At 42.1% G+C, this 17,754-nt stretch carries 16 protein-coding genes and 2 riboswitches; of the genes, 10 read left to right on the top strand and 6 right to left on the bottom strand.

All coding sequences use genetic code 11. The features are described 5' to 3' along the window. Positions 1-66: 66 nt before the first annotated feature. A riboswitch (glycine riboswitch) is annotated at positions 67-156 on the top strand. Position 157: 1 nt separating this feature from the next. Continuing rightward, positions 158-299, top strand: a riboswitch (glycine riboswitch). Between the two features lie 36 nt (positions 300-335). Beyond that, on the top strand, positions 336-1,580 hold the full coding sequence (locus IEV39_RS06115; protein ID WP_005230204.1) for a D-amino acid dehydrogenase: 1,245 nt from the start codon (positions 336-338) through the stop codon (positions 1,578-1,580). 51 nt (positions 1,581-1,631) lie between these two features. On the opposite strand, the gene IEV39_RS06110 is transcribed toward IEV39_RS06115, so the two are convergent. Further along, positions 1,632-2,279: an A1S_1983 family putative colistin resistance protein gene (locus IEV39_RS06110; protein WP_005285581.1), complete on the bottom strand. Its 648-nt coding sequence runs from the start codon at positions 2,277-2,279 to the stop codon at positions 1,632-1,634. Between the two features lie 98 nt (positions 2,280-2,377). Between IEV39_RS06110 and ispF the strand changes: the two genes are divergently transcribed. Beyond that, on the top strand, positions 2,378-2,869 hold the full coding sequence (ispF, locus tag IEV39_RS06105) for a 2-C-methyl-D-erythritol 2,4-cyclodiphosphate synthase (protein ID WP_005230208.1): 492 nt from the start codon (positions 2,378-2,380) through the stop codon (positions 2,867-2,869). Here the strand turns inward: ispF and IEV39_RS06100 are convergent. From IEV39_RS06100 to glnL, 5 genes are all read right to left on the bottom strand, one after another. Beyond that, complete coding sequence (locus IEV39_RS06100; protein ID WP_005230209.1) at positions 2,857-3,381, bottom strand: protein tyrosine phosphatase family protein; 525 nt, start codon at positions 3,379-3,381, stop codon at positions 2,857-2,859. The two genes, ispF and IEV39_RS06100, sit on opposite strands and share 13 nt — an antisense overlap. A gap of 145 nt (positions 3,382-3,526) precedes the next feature. After that, positions 3,527-4,447 (bottom strand): ornithine carbamoyltransferase, encoded by a 921-nt coding sequence (argF, locus tag IEV39_RS06095; protein WP_005230210.1) that lies wholly within the window; start codon positions 4,445-4,447, stop codon positions 3,527-3,529. Between the two features lie 112 nt (positions 4,448-4,559). After that, complete coding sequence (locus tag IEV39_RS06090) at positions 4,560-5,201, bottom strand: TetR/AcrR family transcriptional regulator (RefSeq protein WP_005285585.1); 642 nt, start codon at positions 5,199-5,201, stop codon at positions 4,560-4,562. A gap of 138 nt (positions 5,202-5,339) precedes the next feature. Beyond that, a complete protein-coding gene (gene glnG / locus IEV39_RS06085; protein WP_005285586.1) occupies positions 5,340-6,833 on the bottom strand; it encodes a nitrogen regulation protein NR(I) in 1,494 nt (497 codons plus the stop codon). Then, positions 6,820-7,929, bottom strand: coding sequence for a nitrogen regulation protein NR(II) (gene glnL, locus IEV39_RS06080; protein ID WP_005285588.1), 1,110 nt, complete (start codon positions 7,927-7,929; stop codon positions 6,820-6,822). The genes glnG and glnL overlap by 14 nt, the downstream gene beginning before the upstream one ends. A 328-nt stretch (positions 7,930-8,257) precedes the next feature. Between glnL and rimO the strand changes: the two genes are divergently transcribed. The 8 genes from rimO (at position 8,258) to bamA (ending at position 17,716) form a co-directional block, all read left to right on the top strand. Beyond that, on the top strand, positions 8,258-9,601 hold the full coding sequence (gene rimO, locus IEV39_RS06075) for a 30S ribosomal protein S12 methylthiotransferase RimO (protein ID WP_005230215.1): 1,344 nt from the start codon (positions 8,258-8,260) through the stop codon (positions 9,599-9,601). Positions 9,602-9,653: 52 nt separating this feature from the next. After that, on the top strand, positions 9,654-10,382 hold the full coding sequence (gene pyrH / locus IEV39_RS06070; RefSeq protein WP_004772000.1) for a UMP kinase: 729 nt from the start codon (positions 9,654-9,656) through the stop codon (positions 10,380-10,382). Positions 10,383-10,459: 77 nt separating this feature from the next. Beyond that, positions 10,460-11,014: a ribosome recycling factor gene (frr, locus tag IEV39_RS06065; RefSeq protein WP_004653307.1), complete on the top strand. Its 555-nt coding sequence runs from the start codon at positions 10,460-10,462 to the stop codon at positions 11,012-11,014. Between the two features lie 4 nt (positions 11,015-11,018). Next, positions 11,019-11,768, top strand: coding sequence for a polyprenyl diphosphate synthase (gene uppS, locus IEV39_RS06060; RefSeq protein WP_005285589.1), 750 nt, complete (start codon positions 11,019-11,021; stop codon positions 11,766-11,768). A gap of 2 nt (positions 11,769-11,770) precedes the next feature. Continuing rightward, the gene (locus IEV39_RS06055; protein WP_005285590.1) at positions 11,771-12,595 is read left to right on the top strand and encodes a phosphatidate cytidylyltransferase; all 825 of its coding nucleotides are present in this window, start codon (positions 11,771-11,773) and stop codon (positions 12,593-12,595) included. Further along, complete coding sequence (ispC, locus tag IEV39_RS06050; RefSeq protein WP_005285591.1) at positions 12,596-13,792, top strand: 1-deoxy-D-xylulose-5-phosphate reductoisomerase; 1,197 nt, start codon at positions 12,596-12,598, stop codon at positions 13,790-13,792. Between the two features lie 5 nt (positions 13,793-13,797). Then, a complete protein-coding gene (rseP, locus tag IEV39_RS06045) occupies positions 13,798-15,153 on the top strand; it encodes an RIP metalloprotease RseP (RefSeq protein WP_005285592.1) in 1,356 nt (451 codons plus the stop codon). 34 nt (positions 15,154-15,187) lie between these two features. Then, entirely contained in the window at positions 15,188-17,716 is a 2,529-nt protein-coding gene (bamA, locus tag IEV39_RS06040; RefSeq protein WP_005285594.1) for an outer membrane protein assembly factor BamA, read from the top strand. The last annotated feature ends 38 nt before the right edge of the window (positions 17,717-17,754 follow it).

Genomic DNA, 17,754 nt, shown 5'->3' with positions numbered 1-17,754 from the left:
ACAAACATTTACAAGATTTTAGTGTGCGTATTTTGGAGCGGCATATATATTGCTTATAGGAATATAAATATTATTGCGGGAGAGAAGTTCTTCAATGAACTCGCCGAAGGAGCAACGACCCCGGAAACTCTCAGGCAGAAGGACTGTAATAATAGACATAAAATCTGGAGAGCAGTGCTCAATTTGTAGGAACACAGGACTAATTTCTTCTACGATAAACACTCACCGAAGGGGAAGGCTTCATGATTAATTGGTAATCATCTGCCGAAACTCTCAGGTACCATGACAGATGGGGCTAAGCATTATGAAATGTTATGCATTTCAGGGAGTTTGCTATGCCACATGTTGTTGTAATTGGTGCGGGGATTACGGGTGTAACGTCTGCTTATGAATTAATTAAACTGGGCTATGAAGTGACGGTGATCGATCGTCATCTTTTTCCAGCCATGGAAACTTCATTTGCCAATGGTGGACAATTGTCTGCCTGTAATGCAGAAGTCTGGAACCAGAAAGCCACAGTGCTAAAAGGCATTAAATGGATGAGTAAAAAAGATGCACCGTTATTGCTCAACCCATCCTTTAGCGCCCATAAATATCGCTGGTTGATTGAGTTTTTAACCCATATCAAAAATTACAAAGCCAATACCATTGAAACCGTGCGTTTAGCATTGTTAGCCCGACAACGTCTATTTGAAGTGGCTGAAAAAGAAAGTCTGTCTTTTGATCTGGAAAAGCGTGGCATTTTACATATGTATCACACCAGAGAAGACTATGAGATTGCCAAGAAGGTCAATGATGTGCTGGTTGAGGGTAAACTGGAGCGTAATGCGATTACCCCTGATGAAATGAAGGCGATTGAACCGACTTTAACAGGTGACTATTTCGGTGGTTATTATACCGCGGGGGATGCAACAGGAGATATTCATAAATATTCCGTGGGGCTGGCAGAACGGACGCAACAATATGGGGCAAAGTATTGTTTTGGCCTGGATGTGGTTGATATCCAATTCAATCAAGATAAGGCAATTGTTCACTGCAAGAACAGTTCAGAAAATGTAAATCCAACTGCGGATGGGATTACCGAAATTATTGCAGATGTGGTACTGGTCTGTGGTGGAGTTGGCAGTTATCAATTGGCAGATATGTTAGGCGATAGTGTCAACGTCTATCCGGTAAAGGGTTACTCGATTACAGTGCAGCTTAAAGATGAGCGTAGTGTCAATAATGCACCTTGGGTCAGCCTACTCGATGAGAGTGCAAAAATTGTTACCTCGCGCTTAGGTGCAGATCGCTTACGGGTTGCGGGAACAGCTGAGTTTAACGGTTATAATCGTGATATTCGTGCTGACCGTATTCAACCGCTGATTAACTGGGTCAACCAGAATTTTGATATTTCGACTGAACATGTGGTGCCATGGGCAGGATTACGTCCAATGATGCCGAATATGTTGCCTGTGGTTAAACAAGGCAAACAACCACGTGTATTTTATAATACCGGACATGGGCATTTAGGCTGGACCTTATCGGCTGCAACGGCAGTGCTGATCAGTCAGGAAATTGCGCAAAAATTTCCAAGCTAAAACTAAAAAAGCTGGTGTGATCACATCGGCTTTTTCTAAACGGTTGATAGCTTAGTCGTAAGGACGGTAAATCCCGGTAAAACGTTCACAGCCTTTTTGCGTAGATTTGATCACCAGTAATGCTTTTTGAAAATCAAACTGATATTGGCACTTTTTTTCATTATCGGTGATCTGATTGCGTTGTTCTGTCGTGCTATAAGCAAGTAATGATAAGGTTTGAGTTTCTGGTCGGTTATTCGGATTGCGGTAAGTGATGCCTTCAATTTTTAACTTGTCTTTATCCAGTTGATGAATTTGCAGATGAACAGGTTGAGCTGCGATTTTGCCATGTTCATATTTTAAATAATGTTGGGTCAGGGTCTGGTTCATCGAGGTATAAAAATTCAGGTCATCCAGACGCACCTCAAATTGCTGTTCATAGCAGGCTTTGCTTTTGCATTGCTGAATCTGGGTGAGCCACTGGGTCTGTGTATCATGTAACAATTGCAGAGGCGCATCCGTCACCAGATACGCCGTTAAGAATTTGCTATTCAGCTTTTGGCGCTGTTCTTTGTATTGCTTGGTGCATATTTTTTGTGCTTGCAAAGCAGCGCTATTGCAGTCAATAGATTCCGCATAGGCAAATGTTGAGCAAAAACAACTCAATGTGATGATATAACCAGATTTCTTTAATTGATTTCTTACAGTGTTAAACAGCATAATCACTTATACTTTCAGTCTAATTTGCTCAACGTACTATAGCGAAATAGAAAGCCTGAATACAAGATTAGTTCGGTATATTGTAAAAGGAAAATCATATGGTTGCTCAAATCCGTATTGGACAAGGGATTGATGTACATGCATTTGAAGACGGTGACTTTGTTACTTTGGCGGGGGTTAAAATTCCGCATACGCATGGTTTAAAAGCGCATTCAGATGGAGATGTGGTATTGCATGCGTTGAGTGATGCTTTACTGGGTGCTTTAGCACTCGGGGATATCGGACAGCATTTTCCAGATACAGATCCAGAATATAAAGGTGCAGACAGTCGTCTGTTGCTGAAACATGTATACCAGCTGATTTTAGATCGTGGTTATCATCTCAATAATGCAGATATTACAGTGGCTTGTGAACGTCCAAAGTTAGCGAAACATAATCTGGAAATGCGTCAAAGTATTGCAGATGTATTAAAAGTGGATGTGACTCAAATCAGTATTAAAGCCACAACCACAGAGAAACTTGGGTTTACCGGCCGTCAGGAAGGCATCTTGGCAACGGCAACCGTATTGGTTTCACATCAGGCAAAATGATTACTATTGATGAGTGACTGTTCTAATTCTTGTGTTGCTTTACGGCCTTGCAGTTGTAAAGTCAGACTATGAATGAGTCCAGTCCAGGTCTCGTTCGGCTCCCAGATCTGGTGAAGTAATTCTTGCGCGCTAGGCAGATCCACATTCATATAAAACTGGCGATATAAATACATCAAGCTACTGACCCGCTTGTTTTTAGCACAATGCAGCCAGACGATCTCGTTTTGAACGAGATGGTCAATCAGGTCCAGAATCAGTAAGCATTGTTCAGAGCAGGGCATATCCCAGTCAATCGGGATGTGAATATAGTTCAGGCCTAAATCCAGACAGATTTGATCCTGTTTGGCCAAGTAATTTTCTGATTTGCTGGTTGCAAGGTTAATGACCGTACTGCAACCATATTCCTTGATCTGTTGCAGTTGTTCAGCCGATGGTTGAGCTGAGCTAAACAGATGCTCATGCACCAAAGAGAAACTTGGTATTTGAGATAATGCTTGTTCGAGTGAAGTCATGACGTCCGCTGTGTATTGAGTGAGGTTCTCATATGATGAGAAACTTATTCTAAAAGGCTTAGCCTACTATAATTGTTTTTATTTTACTGTTCAATTTGGAATACATAAATAAAAACAGCATCATTTGATGCTGTTTTGGGATGACTTAATCTTTTTTGAGATTCTCATTGAGTAAGAATTCCATCAATGCTTTTTGTGCATGTAAGCGGTTTTCAGCTTCATCCCAAACCACAGCATTTTTGTGATCCAGCATGTTTTCTGAAATTTCTTCACCACGATGCGCTGGTAAGCAATGCATAAACAGGCAGTCAGGATGTGCCAAGTCCATCAGTTTTTCATTGACCTGAAAATCTGCGAAGGCTTTCTCACGCAGCTTTTGTTCTTCTTCCTGCCCCATGCTTGCCCAGACATCGGTCACGATCAGGTCGGCATTGACAGCAGCATCTTCGGCTTTATTGAAGACTTCAACACAGTCTGCAAATTCAGCTAAAAATTCAGGTTTTGGTTCATAGCCTTCAGGCGAAGCAATTTTAAGTTTGAAACCCATTAAATGTGCAGCTTCAATATATGAGTTACACATATTGTTGCCGTCACCAATCCAGGCAACGGTTTTGCCTTCGATGCGACCACGATGTTCCTGGAAGGTTTGCAAGTCTGCGAGTAACTGGCAAGGATGATGGTCATCAGTTAGACCATTGATGACAGGAACTTTTGAATATGATGCAAAACGTTCGACGATGTCATGGCCGAAAGTACGGATCATCACAATGTCCAGCATGCTTGAGATGACACGAGCCGAGTCTTCAATTGGCTCACCACGTCCTAATTGTGTATCACGTGGAGAAAGAAAGATTGCACTACCACCAAACTGGCAAATGCCTGCTTCAAAAGAAATACGGGTACGGGTACTCGATTTCTCGAAAATCATTCCTAAAACTTTACCTGCAAACGGCTGATACAGCGTATGACTATGCTGCATGCGTTTCAGTTCTTGCGCACGATCTAAAATGCGTTGCAGTTCTAGAGTGGATAGGTCACGTAAAGTTAGGAAATGCCGAAGCGCCATAGCTACTCCCACAATAATTATTGAGAGAAATCAATAATTAATTGTTGTTTGACGAGTGGTGGATAAAAAAGAATTGACTACTATACTATAGCTTCAGAAAAATGCAAAAGAATTAGACCTTCTGATGAGCCTTTAAAAACAGGTCTACAGAATAATCAATATAATCAATAATTTCGATATCATCTTTTGGTACATCCAAGCCCATTAAATTGCGCCATTCAACATCTCTGAGCGTGCCAAAATACATCATGGCAGAGAATTTGGGTTGGGCACAGAAAATTTCATTGTTGGCGTGGGCATGCTCTAAGGCATAGGCAATGGTGTTCTGGATATTTAAGGCGCATTGATCATAGAAATAATGAGCAAGCTGGATATCTTTTTGTGTTTGTTCGGTAAACATGCGCATAAAGGCAATGTTTTCAGGCTGAATAATATGTTGATAAAACCGGTATAGGGTCTGGGTCAGATAAGTCCTGAGATCGGTTTTTTCTGGGGTGTAGGGTAAGCACACGCCCTTAAAGAAAACTTCACGACGATAATCACAAATGGCAGTGAAAAGCCCTTCTTTATTACCAAAATATTTATAAATCGAGGTTTTGGAACCTCCGGCATGATTGACAATATCATCCAGAGACACTGCCTCATAACCTTTCTCAAGAAATAAATCGGTTGCGCACAATAACAGGGCAAGACGACGTTCTTCTCCACGACGAGTTTGAGGTTTGGCACAGCCTGAATAGCAAATATCAGTCATTATCTACTTTGAGGTAATCGGGTTGTGCTTAGTATAACAAAAACCATATCACTTGTATGGCTATGAAATTTCGGAGTGTTTCAAAAGATCTCAAAATGATTAAAAAAGCGAGTCATTTTAGACTCGCTTTTTAGAGGGTTAAGCCGTGCGACTTTCTTCTTCTTCATCGTCATCCGCAGAATCCATACCCAGCTCTTTGAGTTTTCGGGTCAGGGTGTTACGTCCCCAGCCTAATAGCTCTGCTGCATGGCGTTTACGACCGCGGGTCTGCTGGAGTGCTGCATTAATTAGCGTGCGTTCAAACATAGGGGTGGCAATATCAAGAATTTTCATTTCGCCATTTTTAAGTTTCTGGATGGCCCATTGACCTAATAATTCATCCCAATGATGGACTGCGATACGTTCAACGAGTGCAGGGCTAGTACTTGGTGCAGCTTGAGCATCACTGGTCTTGTGGACAGAGGCTTGCTTAAGTTCTGCTGGCAGGTCTTCAGGATAAACTTCACGCCCCGTAATCATAACGGTTAACCAGCGGCAGGTATTTTCTAGTTGACGTACATTTCCCGGCCAAGGCAGTTGCTGCATATAGTCAGTGGTTTCAGTACGCAAGATTTTTGGACTGACACCAAGCTCTTTGCCTGCGCGTGCCAAGAAATGCTGCGCCAGCATCGGAATGTCTTCGCTACGATGCGCCAGTTTTGGAATGTGAATACGAATCACATTCAGACGGTGGTAAAGGTCTTCGCGGAAACGGCCTTCATTGACCAGTTTCTCAAGATCTTGATGGGTTGCCGCAACGATACGTACATCTACCTTAACCGGAATATGTCCGCCGACACGATAGAACTCACCATCTGCCAAAACTCGAAGTAAACGTGTCTGGGTTTCAAATGGCATATCACCGATTTCGTCCAGGAATAAGGTACCGCCATTGGCTTGTTCAAAACGACCTTGATGTTGGGTGTTGGCGCCAGTAAATGCACCTTTTTCATGGCCAAATAATTCGGTTTCGATCAGGTCTTTGGGGATTGCCGCCATGTTCAGCGCAATAAAGGGTTTGGCCCGTCGCGGTGAATGCTTGTGTAAGGCATGCGCCACCAATTCTTTACCCGTACCGGATTCACCATTAATCAGGACAGTAATATGTGATTGCGACAAACGACCGATGGCACGGAACACTTCCTGCATGGCAGGCGATTCACCGATGATTTCGGTCGACTGCAATGGTGAAGCGGCTTTGGTGGCTTCTTGTTGCTGTAATTTATTAATGTGCAAAATGGCACGATTAACCAGCGCTAAGGCTTCATCAATATCAAAAGGCTTAGGTAAGTATTCAAATGCACCAGTTTGGTAACTTGAGACAGCAGACTCTAGATCTGAGTGTGCAGTCATGATAATGACGGGTAAGTCAGGATGGGTATTTTTAACCTTCGATAAGAAGGTTAGACCATCAATCCCTGGCATGCGAATGTCGGTCAAAATGACATCTGGCGCATCGTCATGCAAGCGTTCAAGTGCAGTTTGGGCTTCTTCAAAGTTGGTGACATCGAAACCTTCCTCTTTAAAGGTTTTCTCCAGTACCCAACGCATGGCACGATCGTCATCTATTACCCAAATTTTATTTCGTGACATGGTTTAACTCCCAAGGTAGATATAGGCTAAATACGGTTTTTCCCGGAACTGACTGACACTCAATCATTCCGTTGTGTTGATGCATAATATTTTGAGCAATACTGAGTCCCAGTCCTGTCCCTTTAGCACGCCCTGTGACTAATGGATAGAAAACCGATTCCAGAATACTTTCGGGTACTCCAGGGCCATTGTCTTCAATATCAATACGTACGGTTGAGCGATTGAGGACGCCGTTAATCGTGACTAGACGCTGGATGCGGGTTCTCAGCAGCAGTTCTGGTTCTGAGTCAGTAAAAAAGTCTTTATTTTCGGTCATGGCTTGCACCGCATTGACGCTAATATTCAGCATGACCTGAATCAACTGATCTCGATCAGCCATCACATCGGGTAAAGACAGGTCATAATCACGGGTAATCTTGATTTTCTTTTTGGTCTGGTTAGCAATCAGCGAGCGAACCCGTTCCAGAGGTTCATGTACATTGACATGTTCATAGCTCGGTAATTGACGTGAACCGAGCATGGTATCCGCCAGATTGGTCAAACGATCGACTTCACTAATAATAATGTCAGTAAATTCGCCGTAACGGTCATCATTTAAGCTGCGTGCCAGTAACTGGGTTGCACCGCGGATGCCCGCTAACGGGTTTTTGATTTCGTGCGCCACGCCACGCACCAGTTGACGTGCTACTTGATGTTGTTGTACCAGATTTTCTTCTTTGGAAATCTTTAACATGCGGTCAATCGGGTTTAGTTCAATCAATAAAAGCGGGTGATAGCTTTTGCCTGCATTCAGTTGAGAAGCCGTATAATCCACATGAATCGCTTTAAAGTTTACATTGATGACAGCCTCACGTCGGGTGTAGTGTTGGCCGCTTTCTAAAGTGTTCAATAACGCTTCATGTGTGTTGAAGGTATCGTCGTGTGAATGTAATAAGTTAAGAACAGGCTGGCCTGATGCGCGCAGCAGACTGATATCAAATAATGCTTCACAAGCAGAATTTAAATAAAAAATATTCAGCTGACTATCGACCAGTAAAATGGCAGTGCTCAAATTATCTACTAAGAGCCGATAGTCGATAATGTTCTGTTGATCCATTTGTGAATCATCCTGTTTTAAAATGGCGCAATAAATATAAATTTTAATGAATAGCCATTAACTTCTAAAATGTACTTTATGCAAAATACAAGCCAACTTTGTATTAATGAAATTTCAACAACTTAATTCTTAAAAAAGGGATTTATGCAGTATTTTTCACATACATGCAGGGATTTCAATAAATTATTATGTTCCAAAATAGTGCGCTTGTGGATTTTATTTAAAATTTTGGTCGTATTTTGGTGCATTACACAAAGAGATGGCTTTGCAGCTATGCGTAAGCCAAGAAAAGTCATACAATACGCCGATTCAAGTGGAGCGCAGATTCATGAAGACCCCCAAAGTCGGTTTTGTATCTTTAGGTTGTCCTAAGGCATTGGTAGATTCTGAACGAATTTTAACTCAGTTAAAGACTGAAGGTTATCAAGTTGCATCAGATTATGATGGTGCGGATCTGGTTGTTGTAAATACCTGTGGTTTTATTGAATCTGCAGTACAAGAGTCTTTAGACGCGATTGGTGAAGCCATGAGCGAAAATGGCCGAGTTATCGTTACAGGCTGTTTAGGTAAAGACGAAGACAAAATTCGCCAGATGCACCCAAATGTCCTTAAAGTGACAGGTGCAGCAGCTTATCAAGATGTAATGGAAGCAGTACATGAATATGTACCGGCACCGCCAAAACACAACCCATTTATTGATTTAGTCCCTGAGCAAGGTGTTCGTTTAACACCGAAGCATTATGCTTATTTGAAAATCTCGGAAGGCTGTAATCACCGTTGTACATTCTGCATTATCCCAAGTATGCGTGGCGATCTTGTGTCTCGTCCGGTCGGAAAAGTGCTGGATGAAGCCGCTGCACTGAAGCGTGCAGGTGTAAAAGAAATTCTGGTGATTTCTCAGGATACCTCAGCTTACGGTGTGGACACCAAATATAAGCTGGATTTCTGGAATGGCCAGCCGGTTAAGACCAAATTCTATGACATGTGTGAAGCGTTGGGTCAGTTAGGCATCTGGGTGCGTTTGCATTACGTTTATCCATATCCACATGTGGATGCTGCCATTGATTTGATGGCGCAGGGTAAAATCCTACCTTATTTGGATATTCCTTTTCAGCACGCCAGTCCGCGCATCTTAAAATTGATGAAGCGACCAGCGCATAGTGAAAATACCTTGGAGCGCCTTAAATTGTGGCGTGAAAAATGCCCTGAATTGGTGATTCGTTCTACATTCGTGGTGGGTTTCCCGGGGGAAACTGAAGAAGATTTCCAAATCTTGCTGGAATGGTTAAAAGAAGCGCAGTTAGATCGTGTTGGCTGCTTTACCTATTCACCAGTTGAAGGTGCAACCGCAAACGATCTTCCTGATCATGTACCAGAAGAGATCAAGCAAGAGCGTTATGAACGCTTCATGGAAGTGCAACAAGCCATTTCAGCAGCAAAACTGCAAAAACGTATTGGTCAGAAAATGACAGTACTGGTGGATAGCCTGGAAGATGAGTTTCCAGTTGCAGTTGCCCGTTCTTATGCAGACGCCCCGGAAATTGATGGCAACGTTTTTGTTGAAGATATTGATAAGAGTGTGATTAAAGCAGGTGATCTGCTGGAAGTCGAAATTACCGATGCAGATGAATACGATTTATTTGCAAAGTTAATCCAGATTAAATCTGCTTGATGTTGAATTAAATTTAAGAAAATTTTGAGATTGGTCGGTTTGGAGTAAAAGTATGTCAGCTTCTAAAAATCCACGTTATGCACGAATCTTGCTCAAGCTTTCTGGTGAAGCTTTAGCAGGTAATAAAGATATGGGTATTGATGCCCAAGTATTAGATCAGATGTCACTTTCAATTGCACACTTGGTTGGTTTGGGTGTGCAGGTCGGTATCGTTGTCGGCGGTGGTAACTTATACCGTGGTAGCCAGCTTCAAAAAGACGGTCTGGTTGGACGTGTAACTGGTGACCAGATGGGTATGTTGGCAACTGTGATGAACGGTTTGGCAATGCGTGATGCATTGGTGCGTCGCAATATCAAAACCCGTTTAATGTCAGCGCTATCAATTGGTACAGTGGTTGAGCCATACTCAAGCCGTGACGCAATTCGTCATTTAAGCCAGGGTGAAGTATGTGTGTTTGTTGCGGGTACAGGCAATCCATTCTTTACCACAGATACTGCAGCATGTTTACGTGGTATCGAGATTGAAGCGAACCTGATCTTGAAAGCAACTAAAGTTGATGGCGTTTATAATAAAGATCCAAGCAAATACGATGATGCAGTTAAATATGACAATTTAACTTTCGACCAAGTGCTTGATGAAAAACTTGGTGTGATGGATCTTACGGCAATTTGTTTGTGCCGTGACCACAATGTGCCATTACAAGTTTTTGATATGAACAAATCTGGCGCATTACTTTCTGTCGTCATGGGCGAAAAAGAGGGTACTCACGTAACGAATTAATGTACGTGAGCCAGAAAGCTCTTTATACTATTGTTTAAATATTTTGTAATACCTAATGAATAAGTAAGGAAGATCATATGATTAACGATCTCAAACAAGATAGCGAACAGCGCATGCAGAAGTCGCTTGACTCTTTAGAGTTAGGCTTTGCCAAAGTTCGTACAGGTCGTGCGCACCCATCTATTTTAAATGGTGTGATGGTTTCTTACTACGGCTCTGATGTTCCATTGAATCAAGTGGCAAATATCGGGCTTGAAGATTCACGTACACTGTTGGTTCAACCATTTGAACGTTCAATGGTTGCTGCGATAGATAAAGCGATTCGTGAAGCAGGTTTGGGCTTGAATCCTATTACTGCTGATGCAATCCGTGTACCAATGGCTGCGTTAACAGAAGAAACCCGCCGTGATATGCAGAAAGTTGCGCGTGCCGAAGCTGAAAATGCCAAAGTTGCGATTCGTAATATTCGTCGTGATGTATTAGGTGATCTCAAAGCATTATTGAAAGAAAAAGAAATTTCTGAAGATGATGATCGCCGTGCATCGGATGATATCCAGAAAATCACTGATAAATATGTTGCAGAAGTTGATAAACGTCTTGCAGCAAAAGAAGCAGAATTGATGAAGGTCTGATTTTATGACCTCGCAAGAAGAACAGCTTCTTCCTCAACATGTTGCCATCATCATGGATGGCAACAATCGTTTTGCCAAAAAAAATCAAATGCAAAAAGGCGATGGGCATCGTGAAGGCAAAAATGTCCTGGATCCGATTGTCGAGCATTGCAAGAAAGTTGGCATTCGCGCTTTAACCGTTTTTGCATTTTCAAGTGAAAACTGGAACCGCCCTCAATACGAAGTAGATTTGTTAATGAAATTGTTGGAAGAAACAATTCATGAGCAACTGCCGCGTATGGAAAAGTTCAATATTGCACTGCGTTTTATTGGTGACCGTTCTCGGTTGTCCAGCCAACTACGTGATCTGATGCAATATGCCGAGCAAAAAACAGCAGCCTATGGCTCCATGACCCTGACTATTGCGATTAGTTATGGTGGAATGTGGGATATGGCGCAAGCTGCGAAAATGATTGCTCAGGATGCGCTTGCAGGAAAGCTTCAAGCAGATCAGATAAATGTTGATTTATTTGATAAATATGTCAGTCTAAATGATCTTCCAGCGGTTGATTTATTGATCCGTACCGGTGGGGATTATCGTTTGTCTAACTTCTTACTCTGGCAAGCTGCTTATGCAGAACTGTATTTTACCGATACTTTATGGCCAGAATTTAGCATAGAAGAGCTAGATCATGCCTTTCGTGTTTTTTCAGGACGTGAACGACGCTTTGGCAAGACATCAGAACAGATTCAACAAGCGAAAATAGAGAATTAATAATGTTAGAGCGGATTATTACCGCATTGGTGTTAGTTGCTGTTGTTTTAAGTTGCATGTTTGCAACGCAATCACATTATCCAATGTTTATGCTTATGATTTTAGCTGCAGGGGTTGCAGGCTACGAATGGTTTAAGCTTATGCCACGTAGTGTAACCGCTGTTTCAAAGCCGAAGGCTTGGGTATATGGGGGCTGTGTTGCAGCAGTATCAACACTGGCATTATTTTTTGATGATGTTGCGCTTTTACTTTGGGCAGCATCGATTCTTACATGGCTGGGAAGCATCTATTGGGTCAAGAACTATCCTGAATCGGATAACTGGTACAACCCGTCTCTGCATCTGATTGGATTTATCCTGATTTCTGCTGCCGTCACTTCGCTCTATGCAGTCTGGCATAGTTCGCCTTGGTGGCTCATGTATCTATTCCTGCTGGTATGGGGCGCGGACAGTGGTGCTTACTTTGTTGGACGTAAGTTTGGCAAGAAAAAACTTGCTCCTTCTGTGAGCCCGAATAAATCGGTTGAAGGCTTTTATGGTGGTGTGGCAACAACCGTGATTATTATGCTGTTTGTGCAATATTTCTATTTAAACTTAACCGCAATACAGCTAATCTTATTCTTAATTCTTTCGATCATTACCGTGTTCGCATCTGTGCTGGGCGATTTGTTTGAGTCCATGATTAAGCGCCGCGCTGGAATTAAAGATTCTGGTCGCGTACTTCCAGGACATGGTGGTGTGCTTGATCGTATTGATTCTTTACTTGCTGCTGCACCGATCTTTGCAACAGGTATGTATATATTAAAACTTATTGGTGTAGATCTTTAAATGACTCAAGCTGTTTGTATATTGGGTGTTACTGGTTCAATTGGTCAAAGTACTTTAAAGGTGTTGGAACAGCACCCAGACCAATACACCGTATTTGCAGTCTCTGCATATAGTCGTTTAGATGAACTTTTAGAAATTTGTAAAAAATATCATCCAAAAATTGTTGTTGTGCCCAATGAAAAAGCACTGGAGTTGCAACAACGTCTCAAACAAGAAAAATTAAACCATATTGAAATCCTCACAGATGAGGCTGGCCTAATCGCAATTGCCGAACATGCTGATGTTGATATCGTTATGGCTGCTATTGTAGGTGCGGCCGGTTTGTTACCGACGTTGGCCGCAGTAAAAGCGGGTAAACGTGTCTTATTGGCCAACAAAGAATCATTGGTGATGTCGGGTGACATCATGATGCAGGCAGCACGCGAGCATAATGCGTTATTGTTGCCAGTGGATTCTGAACATAATGCGATTTTCCAGTCTCTACCGCATGACTATCTCAATGCAGAACGGACGGGGCAGCCACAATTAGGCGTGTCCCGTATTTTATTGACGGCATCAGGCGGACCTTTTCTCAATCATTCTTTGGCACAATTGCATGAGGTTACACCACAACAGGCATGCAAGCACCCAAACTGGTCAATGGGACAAAAAATCTCGGTTGATTCGGCGACCTTAATGAATAAAGGTCTGGAATTGATCGAAGCTTGCCATTTGTTTTCAATATCAGAACATTTTGTTACAGTTGTTGTTCACCCACAAAGTATCATTCATTCCATGGTGCAATATGTGGATGGATCAACTTTGGCACAAATGGGTAACCCAGATATGTGTACGCCGATTGCACATGCATTGGCATGGCCAAAACGGTTAGCAACAGATGTGCCTGCACTCGATTTATTTGAGACGGCTCAACTGAATTTTCAGCAACCGGATATTATCAGGTTCCCGGCTTTGGACCTAGCGCGTCAGGCAATGCGGGCAGGTGGTTTGGCACCGACGGTATTAAATGCGGCCAATGAAATTGCAGTTGCTGCATTCTTGCAACAACAGATCCGATTCACCGAGATTCCTCAAGTGGTGGATCATACTTTGCAAGCTGTACAAAATGCTAAAGCAGAAAACATAGACATCATTTTACAGACTGATATGATCGCTAGACAGATTGCAGAAAAGTATATTGTGAGTAAGGGAGGCTAAATCGTATGAATGCACTATTTATGATTGTTGCAGCGATTTTATTGCTTGGTCCTTTAATCGCAATTCACGAATTTGGTCATTATTGGGTGGCACGTAAACTTGGTGTCAAGGTTCTGGTCTATTCAATTGGTTTTGGTCCAACTTTATTAAAATGGCAGTCTAAAAAATCAGGGATTCAATACCAGCTTTCTGCTTTGCCACTTGGTGGCTATGTCAAGATGCTGGATGAGCGTGAAGGTAATGTTGCTGAGCAAGATTTACCGTATGCCTTTAACCGGCAGTCTCCTTGGAAACGTATTGCCATTGTTGCTGCAGGTCCATTGATTAACCTAATTTTTGCAGTGTTCCTGTATTGGATTTTATTTTTGCCGGCACAAGAGCAGCTGAACACCCGTATTGGTAAAATTATGCCAAATACACCGGCTGCTCAAGTTGATTTGAAGGTGGGTGACAAGATTGTCAATGTTGATGGACAAACAACGCCAACATGGGAAAAACTGAATTATGCGCTGGTAAATCGTGTTGGTGAAACCGGGCGAGTTTCGATCATCGTTGATCGTGCGGGCACTGAAAAGCAGGTGAGTCTACCGATTAAAGATTTCCTGAAAGACCAAAGTCAGTCTCCTTTGGATGTGCTAGGTTTCTTGCCTTACCGTCCGGTTATCCCGGCTAAAGTGAAAGAACTGAGTGCAGATGGTGCAGCAGTACGTCAAGGCATGAAAGTGGGTGATCAGATCGTTGCAATCGATAATGTTGCAATGAAAGACTGGTTTGATGTGGTGAATGTGGTGCAAAAATCACCAGAGAAGCTTTTAAATATTGAGGTGATGCGTCAAGGTCAATTGGTCCATCTACAAGTGATGCCTCAAGGGCAACGCGATAATATGGGCAATACCACGGGTGTACTGGGTGTGAAGAGTGATGCAGGCAAGATCACGATTCCAGCTGAATATAAACAAACCATTCAATACTCACCGATTGAAGCTTTAGGTGTTGCCGTCGATAAGACCACTCAGCTCTCAGGCATGATTTTTAATTCAATTATCAAGATGGTACGTGGCTTAATTGGATTGGATAATCTATCTGGCCCGGTTACGATCGCAAAAATGGCTGGTCAAAGTGCGGAAATGGGATGGCAGACCTTTATCTCGTTTATGGCGTTGATGAGTGTCAGTCTGGGAATCCTGAATTTGTTGCCGATTCCGATGCTGGATGGTGGTCACCTCGTGTATTACTTTATCGAAGCAATTCGTGGTAAACCTGTTTCTGAACAAATACAGATGTTTGGTCTAAAAGTTGGTATGGTACTGCTCGGTAGCATGATGCTTTTGGCTTTATTTAACGACTTCATGCGTTTATAACAACGCAAATGGAATTTAACTTACTGGAAAATATATGGGCATGCGTCACACACATTTATTAATGCCTTTGGCACTGGTTAGTGCGATGGCAGTGGTACAACAAGCATACGCTGCAGATGAGTTTCTTGCGCAAGATATACGAATTGATGGCTTAGTGCGTTTAACACCTGCAAGTATCTATTCTATGTTACCAATAAATAGTGGCGATAGAGTAAGTGATCCGATGATTGCTGAGGCAATTCGCACTTTGTATGCTTCTGGTTTATTTGATGACATTAAAACATATAAAGAAAATAATGTTTTAGTCTTTAAGGTTGTTGAACGTCCAGTGATTTCAAAGCTGGAGTTCAAAGGCAATAAACTGATTCCTAAAGAAGCCTTGGAACAAGGCTTGAAGAAAATGGGAATCGCGGAAGGTGAAGTCTTCAAAAAATCTGCCTTACAGATTATTGAAACTGAGCTGGAGCAGCAATACACCCAGCAAGGTCGTTATGATGCTGACGTCACCGTTGAAACAGTTGCACGTCCAAATAACCGTGTCGAGTTGAAGTTAAACTTTAACGAAGGTACTGCGGCAAAAGTTTTTGATATTAACATCATCGGTAATACCGTATTTAGCGACAGTGATATCAAGCAGGCTTTTGCAGTGAAAGAAAGCGGCTGGGCTTCTGTCGTGACCCGTAATGACCGTTATGCACGTGAGAAAATGGCTGCCAGTCTGGAAGCTTTACGTGCTTTATACCTAAATAAAGGTTATATCAACTTTAATATTATCAATTCACAACTGAACATCAGCGAAGATAAAAAACATATCTTTATCGAAGTATCCGTTGATGAAGGTAGTCAGTTCAAGTTTGGTGAAACCAAATTCTTGGGTGATGCACTTTATAAACCAGAAGAGCTCACGGCACTTAAACTGTATAAAGATGGCGAAACCTATTCACAAGAAAAAGTAAATGCAGTTAAACAACTTCTACTGCGTAAATATGGTAATGCAGGATATTACTATGCTGAAGTGAATGTTGTACCTGAAATCAATAATGAAACAGGTATTGTTAACCTGAATTATTATATCAACCCAGGTCAGCAAGTGACGGTACGTCGTATCAACTTCACAGGTAACAGCAAAACTGCAGATGAAGTGTTGCGTCGTGAAATGCGTCAAATGGAAGGTGCGTTGGCGAGCAATGAGAAAATTGATCTTTCTAAAGTTCGTTTAGAACGTACCGGTTTCTTTAAAACAGTTGATGTCAAACCTGTTCGTGTACCAAACTCTCCTGATGAAGTTGACTTAAACGTCAATGTTGAGGAGCAGCATTCAGGTACGACTACACTGGCTGTTGGTTACTCACAGAATGGTGGTGTAACCTTCCAGGCAGGTTTGAGTCAAACCAACTTTATGGGTACAGGTAATCGTGTCGCGATCGATCTGTCTCGTTCAGAAACTCAAGATTACTATAACTTAAGTGTGACAGATCCGTACTTCACCATTGATGGGGTGAGTCGTGGCTATAACGTTTACTACCGTAAAACCAAGTTAAATAAAGACTATAACGTTAATAACTATGTGACGGATAGTATTGGTGGTAGTTTAAGTTTTGGTTATCCAATTGATGAAAACCAGAGTTTAAGTGCATCTCTAGGGGTGGACCAGACTAAGGTCCGTACAGGGCCAAGTGTTTCCACTTATATTCGTGACTACTTAAAAGCAAATGGGGGTAAGGCGACAAATTCTGCTCAGCGTTGTCTAAGTGATGAATATGAAAAAAATGAGGATGGTACTGTAAAACTTGATGAGAATGGTCTGCCTATTTGTAAAGGCGGTTACGATACTTATGAAAGTGCTTTCGAAGGTACCTTCTTAACCTATATGCTAAATCTTGGTTGGTCTTATAACACACTCAATCGACCAGTTTTCCCAACCTCAGGTATGTCGCACCGTGTTGGTCTAGAAGTTGGTTTACCAGGTAGTGATGTTGATTATCAAAAAGTCACTTATGATGCGCAAGCCTTTAAAACACTTGGTGCCGGATTCGTACTTCGTGGTTATGGTAAATTAGGTTACGGTAACGATTTACCATTCTATAAGAACTTCTATGCAGGTGGTTATGGTTCGGTCCGTGGTTATGACAACAGTACCTTAGGTCCAAAATATCCAAGTGTCATTTTCCAGGAAACCAATAAGAACGATCCAGATCCTGAAGAAGTTGGTGGTAATGCACTGGTTCAGTTCGGTACAGAGTTGGCGTTGCCTTTACCATTTAAAGGGGATTGGACTCGTCAGGTTCGTCCAGTATTGTTTGCTGAAGGCGCACAAGTTTTTGATACTAAATGTGATGTCCCAACTGGAAAAATGCGTATGAATGGTGGGGATATCGATATCAAACAATATTGTAATGACAACTACAAATTTGACTTTGGCAATATGCGTTATAGTGTTGGTGTGGGCTTTACTTGGATTACCATGATTGGTCCATTATCACTGAGCTACGCATATCCGTTAAATGATAAGCCTGGTGATGATACTAAATCGATCCAATTCGAAATCGGTCGTACTTTCTAAGTACGGCCTTGCTTAGCGCTGTAAAAGATATAAAGGAT

Origin of the sequence: Acinetobacter courvalinii (assembly GCF_014635545.1) — a bacterium.
GTDB lineage: Bacteria > Pseudomonadota > Gammaproteobacteria > Pseudomonadales > Moraxellaceae > Acinetobacter > Acinetobacter courvalinii.
The sequence above is the reverse complement of the archived record's forward strand: the minus strand, read 5'-3'. Positions and strand labels throughout refer to the sequence as shown.